6 protein-coding genes and 1 pseudogene are annotated in these 8,413 nt (G+C 69.1%); all 7 read right to left on the bottom strand.

The genetic code is table 11. The annotated features are described in order from the left end of the window. Window positions 1–308: 308 nt before the first annotated feature. Window positions 309–1,547 (bottom strand): NAD(P)/FAD-dependent oxidoreductase, encoded by a 1,239-nt coding sequence (locus tag AC07FN_RS32355; protein WP_478399025.1) that lies wholly within the window; start codon window positions 1,545–1,547, stop codon window positions 309–311. After that, window positions 1,544–1,855, bottom strand: coding sequence for a 2Fe-2S iron-sulfur cluster-binding protein (locus tag AC07FN_RS32360; protein WP_478399026.1), 312 nt, complete (start codon window positions 1,853–1,855; stop codon window positions 1,544–1,546). Before AC07FN_RS32360 ends, AC07FN_RS32355 begins: the two co-directional genes overlap by 4 nt. Before the next feature lies 1 nt (window position 1,856). Then, a complete protein-coding gene (locus tag AC07FN_RS32365) occupies window positions 1,857–2,780 on the bottom strand; it encodes a fumarylacetoacetate hydrolase family protein (RefSeq protein ID WP_478399027.1) in 924 nt (307 codons plus the stop codon). Further along, the gene (locus AC07FN_RS32370; RefSeq protein ID WP_478399028.1) at window positions 2,777–3,952 is read right to left on the bottom strand and encodes an RsbRD N-terminal domain-containing protein; all 1,176 of its coding nucleotides are present in this window, start codon (window positions 3,950–3,952) and stop codon (window positions 2,777–2,779) included. Before AC07FN_RS32370 ends, AC07FN_RS32365 begins: the two co-directional genes overlap by 4 nt. After that, complete coding sequence (locus AC07FN_RS32375; RefSeq protein ID WP_478399029.1) at window positions 3,949–4,800, bottom strand: polysaccharide deacetylase family protein; 852 nt, start codon at window positions 4,798–4,800, stop codon at window positions 3,949–3,951. The genes AC07FN_RS32370 and AC07FN_RS32375 overlap by 4 nt, the downstream gene beginning before the upstream one ends. Then, a complete protein-coding gene (locus AC07FN_RS32380; RefSeq protein ID WP_478399030.1) occupies window positions 4,800–6,026 on the bottom strand; it encodes a cytochrome P450 in 1,227 nt (408 codons plus the stop codon). Before AC07FN_RS32380 ends, AC07FN_RS32375 begins: the two co-directional genes overlap by 1 nt. Window positions 6,027–7,342: 1,316 nt before the next feature. After that, a pseudogene (locus tag AC07FN_RS32385) lies at window positions 7,343–7,552 on the bottom strand (transposase); the annotation flags it as partial. Between the last annotated feature and the right edge of the window lie 861 nt (window positions 7,553–8,413).

Genomic DNA, 8,413 nt, shown 5'->3' on the forward strand with positions numbered 1-8,413 from the left:
GGTTTCTTTTTGGTAGGCGATCTTGACGCCGAGAGCACAAATGGCAGCGGGCCACGAACACAACGAGGCCCATGCCGAATGACTGCCGAACCAACCGATCCAGACCGACTAGTCCGGTGACAGGATCCGCTCACCGTGCCCGACGCCTTGCGCGGCGTTCCATCACCAGCGGCACTCTCGCCTCGATAACCAGGGGCTTTGACAACGCCCGCGAGCTCGTCCCGCGGCGCCGACGAACAGCGCTCGAACCCGTGTGCAACCTGTACGAGTCGCACCGGGGCACCAGCGGGCCCGCAGGGCCGCGCGTTTCAACCGGCCTGAACGGCGGCTGCGTCGGACAGGCGGAACTTCGGGATACGCGCGTCCTCCGGCCGAAGGGTCCCGCCTTGGGCGAGGAGGCGGCGCGCGGCGACGTGATCGAGCGGCCGGTCCACGGACTCGACTGCGGCAAGCCGTCCGCTGCGGAAGTGCAGGACGGAGAACGCGTCCTCTGTTTCGCCGACTCGCACCGTCTCGGCCTCCTCTTCTTCGGGCAGTAGTCCGGCGATCTGCAGCTTGGTCGAGAACTGCTCTGTCCAGAACCAGGGCACGGCGTCGAACGCCGCCGTTCGGCCGGCGAGGCGGGCGGCGACCACGCGGGCGTGGTCGGCGGCGTTCTGCACCGATTCGAGCCGTCTGCGGCCTCCGTCGCTGGTCGGGAAGGAGGCGCAGTCTCCGACTGCGGAGATCGACGGGTCCGACGTGCGCAGTGCGGTGTCGACCTCCACCCCGTCGCCGACCGCGAGGCCGCACTCGCGCGCGAGCCCGACTTCGGGATCCACCCCGACCCCGAGCACCACGAGGTCGGCCCGCAGCTGGGTGCCGTCCGCGAGCACCACCTGGCGAACTTGAGCGTCGCCGTCGAATGCGCGCACCGTCGTGTCGGTCAGGACGCGTACTCCCCGTGCCTCGTGCAGTGTGCGGAAATGGCCGGAGACGTCGGCCGACACGACCCGCCGCATGACCCGAGGCAGACTTTCCACGACCGTGACCGCGCAGCCGCGCTTGCGCGCTGCCGCAGCCACCTCGAGGCCGATGAAGCCGCCACCGACCACGACGACGTCGCCTGCCTGGCCCAGTGCGTCCCGGATGGCACGGGCGTCATCAGGGGTGCGCAGCACGCGGATCCCGGTGCGGCCGGATCCCGGCACGTTCAGCTCGCGCGCTCGGCAGCCGGTGGCAAGGACGAGATCGCGGTAGCCGAGCTGGTTGCCCGACCCGAGCCTTACGAGGCGCCGATCCCGGTCAATCCGCACGACCGTGTCGTGGAGCAGCGTGATGCCCCGCGCCGCATAGAACTCAGGTTTTCTGAATTCCAACCTCGGTTCGATGTCGCCCAGCAGCATCGCCTTGGACAAGGGCGGCCGCTGCACGGGCTGACTGCCCAGGCTGTCGACGAGGACGATCGGGGTCTCGACGCCCTCGTCGCGCAGGAACAGGGCCACGTGGAAGCTGGCGTGCCCGGCGCCCACGACGACCACCGGGTCGGCGCTCGGAGCCTCGGTCACTGCTCCTCCGGCAGTTCGACGAGCACGTCGTGATCAGGAGCCAGCAGCTGGCAGCTGAGTCGGCTGGTCGGGCGGCGCTCGGACGTCGTGCAGGTCAGCATTTCGTCCTCCGCCGCGCTCATCGGCGGGAAGTCGTCCACTGCGTCGGCGGAGATGTAGACGTGGCACGTCGCGCACATGGCGTTGCCACCGCACTCGCCGACGATCCCGTCGACGTCCTCGTCGACGGCGGCCTGCATCAGTGGTGTGCCCGGCTGCACGTCGATGCTCCGGTCGCCGTCCGGCGCCCGGAAGATCACCTTCGGCATGTCAGATCCTCTCGAGTGATGAGTGCGCGACGGCGACCGACTCGCCGACGACGGGTGAGCGCATGCGGCCGAGCCCGTCGATCTCGGCCTCGACGACGTCGCCGTCCGTCAGGAAGCCGGGCGGGTCCAGCTGAAACCCGCAGCCCGGCGGCGTGCCGGTCAGCAGGATGTCCCCCGGGCGCAACGCCATCGACTTGCTTACCGACGCGATCAGGTCGGCGACCCCGACCGCCATGCCCGCGGTGGTGTCCTGTTGACGGAGCTCACCGTTGACCCACAGCCGCAGCGCGGCGTCGGCGGCGTCGAACTCGTCCGGGGTGACCAGCCACGGCCCAGTCGGGCAAAACGACGGAGATCCCTTCGCCCGCGCTATCTGGAACAGCAGCGGATGGTCCGCTCCCTCACCGAAGGCGATGTCCCGCGCCGTCACATCGTTGGCGACCATGTACCCGGCGACGTGCTTCAAGGCTTCGGAGCTCGAGATCCGTTGCCCACCACGGCCGATGACCACCGCCAGCTCAACCTCGTAGTCGAGCTGGCGGGTTTCGGGCGGGCAGACGATGGCGTCGCCGGGACCGCACACGCTGCTGGCGGGCTTGAGGAAGACGATCGGCTCGCCCACCGGCCTGGCCGTGCCCAGCACCTCGTCGCCGTGGGCGGGGTAGTTGAAGCCGATCGCGATGACCGTGCCGGGCCGGGTCACCGGCGGTCCGAGCCTCGTCCCGGCCAGCGGCACCAGCTCGTCGCCGGTGCGCCGATCGACGGCGGAGCGCACCAGCGGCTCGGCCGCCGGCCAGCACGACAGGATCTCGCCCCACCCTCCGGCGGGCAGGCCGTGGCCGTGGCGCAGCGGAAGGATCGCGTCCGGTCGGACCAGCACCCCCGGTTCCTCGGCGCCGGGCGGCCCGAAACTGACGAGCTTCACGTGTTCCTCCTGGCTTCGGTGATGGCCACGAGCGAGAGCGCCAGTTCGGAGAAGGACCGCACGTCCAGGCCGGTGAGCTGGTGCCATCGCGAGAGGCGGTACGAGACGGAGTTCGGGTGCAGGGTGAGCGCGGATCCGGTCCCGCGGAGGGTGAAGCCGGACTCGGCGTAGGCGACGACGGCGTCGGCGAGGTCTGGCTGCTCGCCCGCGACCCGGCAAGTCGGCTCGAGGAGCGGGCCGACCAGCGGCACCAGATCGGGAATGACGGCCCGGAACCAGTCGGTCTCGAACCGGACTGCGGCGCGGCCGTCGGCCTCGGCCAGCCGCAAAGCACGCGTGGCGTCGCCGAGCCCGAGCCGGATTCCGGCCAGCCCCGTCCTGGTCAGTCCGATGCCGAGGGGCCGGCCCTCGCCACCCGCCTCCGCGGCGAGCGCCACGACGTCGTCGATCACGGCGCCCTGGGACACCACCGTCATCAGCCCCGCACGCGCGTCGGCGTGCAGAACTCCCGTGATCCGCCGCCCCGCACGCTGCAGCGCGTCGACCGACTCGCGTGGCCACCAGCGGTTCCGGGCGACGAGAACGGTGAACTCCCCGTCCGGATCGAGAGCGAGCTCGCGCATCAAGTCGGCGGCGCCCTGACCCGGTCCGTCCGCGTGGAGAACGTCGAAGAAGCGCGCCCTCGTCTCCCGTTCGTGCTGCTCGCGGCCGCCCTGATGGGCCACATAGGCGTCCACGACCGCCTGGCTCATCGCCTGCGACCAGTGCGCCATCGGCCCGACGAGCTCGACCAGCAGGGACTCCGTGGCGAGGCGGGAACGTTGCAGTGCCTCCCACAGCTCCCGGTGGGCGTAGTGGAACGCCGCCAGCACGTCGTACACGGGCATGTCGTAATAGGCGCGACGCCGAGCCGACGCGCGGATCGACTGCAGCACCTCAAGATTCGGCGGCGCCCCTTCGGCAAGGCTGCGTGTCATCGTCTCGTAGAGAGACCGGACGTTCCTGAAGTGCTCACCCTCCGGAAGCCGCGCGTAGGAGGGCAGCTCGGCACGAAGCCGGGCGACCAGCCCCCGCGCCAGCTCGTCCAGCCCGTCCTCGATCGAGGCCCAGAACCGGTCCCGGTCCGCAGGCCCGGGCACCGCCGACAATCGCGGGCGGCCTGCCTCGCTCACCACGCCGGCGCCCGGTCCACGTGGGCGGCTTCGGGGAAGTCCGCAGGATGGGCCCGGACCCAGCCGGCGATCTCGTCCGCCCGGGCGAGCCAGACCCGCTCGTCCGCGGCCAGCCGATCCACCAGGGTTCCGATCGCCGCGACCCGGTCGGGGCTGTCCTGCCACGGCACGTGGAAGATCAGCCCCACGCACCCGCCGGCGGCCACCGTGTCGTCCACGATCGCCGCGTAACCCGCGAGCAGCCCGCCCGGGCCGACCGGCTCGTCGCCGGGCGGCCGGCGGAGCCGCGTGAAGCCGGGAACGTAGTAGGCGCCGTCGACCGCATGCCAGGGATAGGGGATCAGCGGGAGCCTCGCGACCTTGCCGAGGGTGGTTCCGAAGGCCGTTCCGGCGAGCGAGACGTAGTCGAAACCGTGCTCGGCCAGGATGTCGACCGAGTGCAGTCCGAGAAGTCCGGCCGGTGGCCGCGCACCCCGCGGCCGGATGCCGAGCGTGTCGAAAGCGTCCAGGCTCAGCCGGAGAGACTCGTCGATCTCCTCCGCCGACGACCGGTGCCACGGCTCGTGCAGCCAGCCGTGCCAGCCGACCTCGTGCCCCGCCTCGACGATCGCGCGCACCGCCTCCGGATAGTGCCGGAAATTCCACGCCTCCACGAAGAAAGTCGCGGAATACGAGTGCGCCTCCAGCATTGCCAGCAAGGCCGGAAGTTCCCGCGTCACGCTGTGGTGGTGACCGACCGGCGCATCCGGCAGGACCGAACCGAGCTGGATCTCTGCTGCCTCGCCGAGGTGGTCGAAGGTGACCGCGACCGCGCAGTCCGCGCCGTCGGGGCCCCACACGCCGGCCATCACCGGCCCCGGGGGGCGACGTCGAGCCGGGAAATCATGGCGAAGGTCAGGTCGGTCGTGCGCGGCGGCGCTTCGTCGCACAGCTCCAGCGCAGGCAGCCGCCGCGGTAGCTCGCGCAGCAAGATCTCCCCTTCGAGCCGCGACAACGGCGCGCCCAGACAGAAGTGACCGCCGGCGGTGAACGAGAGATGCCGGTTGTCGGTGCGTCCCAAGTCGAACGCGTCGGGCCGCTCGAACCGGGCGGGGTCCCGGTTGGCGGCAGCCAATCCGAGGAGGAGGTGATCGCCTTCGCGGATCGGGGCGCCGGGCAGCTCCGTCCCGGCGCCCGCGTAGCGCCACACGAAGTGCACCGGGGCCTCGAAACGCAGGTTCTCCTCCCACGCCGCCCTGGCCAGCGACGGGTCCTCAGCCAGCCGGCGGAACTGATCTTTGTGCCGGGCAAGGGCGTAGACCGCGTTCGTCATCGCGACCATCGTCGTGTGGTAGCTGGCCACGAAAAAGCCGACCAGGGTGACGACGAGCTCCGTCCTCGACAGGCGCTCGCCGTCCGCCTCCGCGAGCAAGAGCGCCCCTACTGGATCGTCGTCGCCGAGCTTCCCGCGCAGTGTGTCGACGATGTCGCCGATGTAGTCGAAGTAGAACTGCGCGGTCGCGTCGGCTTCCGCGAGCTGCTCCGGCGTGATGTCGCCCTGGCTGAGGACGGCGTTGAGGCCCGGCATCTGCTCCAGGACCGTCCCCGCGTCCTCCAGCGGTGCGTGCAGCAGGCGGCACGCGATCAGCGCCGGGATTTTCATCGCGTACTCCCGCACGAAGTCGACGACGCCCTCGCGCTCGGCCAGCTCGTCCAACCCGCCGACGATGATCTCCTCGACCCACGCCCGCATCCGGTTGACCGACCGCGGCTGGAACGCCGGCGACGCGAGCTTGCGCAGCCGGGTGTGCGCGGGCGCGTCGACGTTCGGGAGGGAGAAGCGGTAGAACTCGGACGCCGGCCCGGCACCGATGTGCGCGGGAAACTCGCCGGGGCGGGGCTGCACCACGTTCTTCGTGGACTTGAGGACCTTCTCGACCTCGGCGTAGCCGGTGAGCAGCCACGAGTCCTGCCCGTTGACCACAGTCCGGGCGACCGGCGCCGCCTCCCGGAGACGGCGGTAGGTCTCGTGGCGGTCGGAGCTGAAAGCCGGGTCCGACGGATCCAGACGAACGACATCTGCGGCGTTGGTCATCTCGAAATCCCCTTCGATCTCGCTCCCCCGAATGACTGCCCGAACGATGCTAAGCAGGGGTCACCCGCACGTCATGGGCGAAAACGAGAAATTCGACGCCGCGATGTGTGACTTATCCCGAAACAAGGAGCCAGCGCCGCGGCCGGGGTCAGTGCACACCGCACGCGGCGATGACCTCCCGCTGGTAGTGGCGGCGCTCCTGGATGAAACCGGGTAGGGCTGGTGCACGGTTCGGCGCGGTCACAACGGGCCGGGTCCGGTCGGCAGCCTGCGAACGACACTGCCGGCAGCCAGTGTGGCGCGCAGCCGGGTGATCTCGTCGTGCTGCGCGGCCAGCCGTGAGACAGCGTGGGCGCGGAATGCGGTGAGTTCGGCCTTCTGCTGTTCCTCGGCCGCGAGGCGCTTTTTTCAGTGAGTCGACTTGGCCTTTTGAGCCGTTCGACCTGCTGCTCGCGTGGGTCGGGGATGACGCCGGTGTCGCGGAGCTGATCGCGGCGGCGCTCGAACTCCTCTTTGAGGTGCAGGTACATGCTGTAGAGCACGGCACGTGTGATGCCACTGGCGGTGGCCAGGGTTTGACGTCGCACTTGCCGCCGGGTGGGATCTCCCCACGCAGCAGGCAATCCATCGCCGCGCGGATGGTGGCCTCCCGCTGCGCGCGGGCCTGCTGGTCGAGCCGTCCCACTGTCTCACCCCTCCTTTTTCTCTGAGGAGGCGGCGGAGCTGTTGGCGCCGATCTCGGCTACGACGCACTCGGCGCGCACGAGTTGGGCTTGCCAGACGGGCTCTTTCGATCGTTTGCCGCCTGGTGAGGGTGCCGAGGAAGATCTCGGTCGTTGCGGCCGATGCCTTCCACACTGGCCGGTGGCGCGGGTGGTGGGTTGCCTGTGGGCATCGTGCGGAGGAGTCGCACATGCCGGCCAGGGGCTTGTCGGCGGTCGGGATACCAGCGAGTTTCAGGCACAGGGCCTGGGCTGGGTCGGCGAACCAGCAGTAGTTAGCCACACTGAGATGCAGCGTGTTCGCCCGCTGCGCCAGCAACGAGGCGATCTCCCGGTCGCTGCGTTTGATCGCCGGCGGTGCTGCGGCGGCGAGTTGACTGTCGACGGAGTCGAAGAACTCGATCAGGTTCCGGGCGCACCCGTGTTCAACCTGTACGAGTCGCAGCGGGCACAAACGCACGCAACCGCTCCCATCCATCAAGTACGGCCTGCACTCGAGCCACTATATGGCAACCACAGTACGGCAGGCTCGAACAAGGTGGGGATTTGGTGCAACTCCGTCCTCGGACACAAAATTGTGGCATTCCTGCTACGCTCGACCGGGCCGTGCACAGTGGACACGGTTTTTGTTGATCGGCCATTCCGCGAATTCCCGGATCCCGCCCCGGCCGGGTCGCCTTTCTCGTAGCCGAGGTGGTGGGTCATCTCGGTTTCCAGCGCCCGTTCCAGTACCGCTTTGGTCATATGGTTGAGCAGTTCCTGAACCCCCAGCGAACCACCGTTGGCTTGAGCGTCTTTCACCAGCGCGTCCAGCGTTTCCGGCGACAGCGCGCCGGCGAGGATCTCGCCCGCGTTCGACCCAGACTCCGAACTCGATGTGTCCTGCGTCACGGATGAACCCTTTCTAGGAGGACAGCGCCTCCCGATCTTGGCTCATCCGCGGCTTACACGGCTGTCATGCCACGGCCTCGGCCGCACCACGGCGCACGTGCTGCGGCTCGGCAACTCCGGCTCCGGCGACTGATCACGCCTGCTGTTCCCGCTCGGCTCTTGGACTTTCCCGAAGGCGGCAAACTACCGTCCTCATCGGACATCGCGCCGTCGCTCGCTCACACTCGCAGATCCACTCCCCTGGTCTCCGGGATGCGCAGCAGCAACGGCAAAGCCAACAGGGACAAGGCGCTGGCGTAGATCGCCGGTACTCCCTGAGCGGCAGGCACTTTCGGCCCCACCTTCCGGCTCAGCACCAGATCCAGTGCTCGAAGCAGGCCAGCAAGCATTGCGTGCACTCGGGTGGTTCCGCCGTCCCGAACACAACAACCAGATTCCCGGTCTTTGGGTCCGCAGGCCCCGGCGTACCACATAGGACACGTCTTAATTCAGTTCCTTCCACAGTTCTCAGTCGATACGATCGGATCAGCAACGAGCGAGGTCTGAACAAACTGAATGTGGCTGCGGCGGGACCGCACAGCGCAGTTCCCTGCGGGACGCGAGCCCACATGCCCGCTCCCCTGTCAGCCCGCCGGCACAGCAGTCCCGAAGCGGGTGCAGTCGGCGCCGAGAAAGGATCCCCCCGTTACCGTTTTCGTGGCTCTGATCTTGGAGCCCCTGGTCGCCAGGTCCGGCATGACTTTGTCCCCCCAGTCGCTTGCATGATCCGGGGGG

This window comes from Saccharopolyspora sp. NPDC045941, assembly GCF_056431445.1.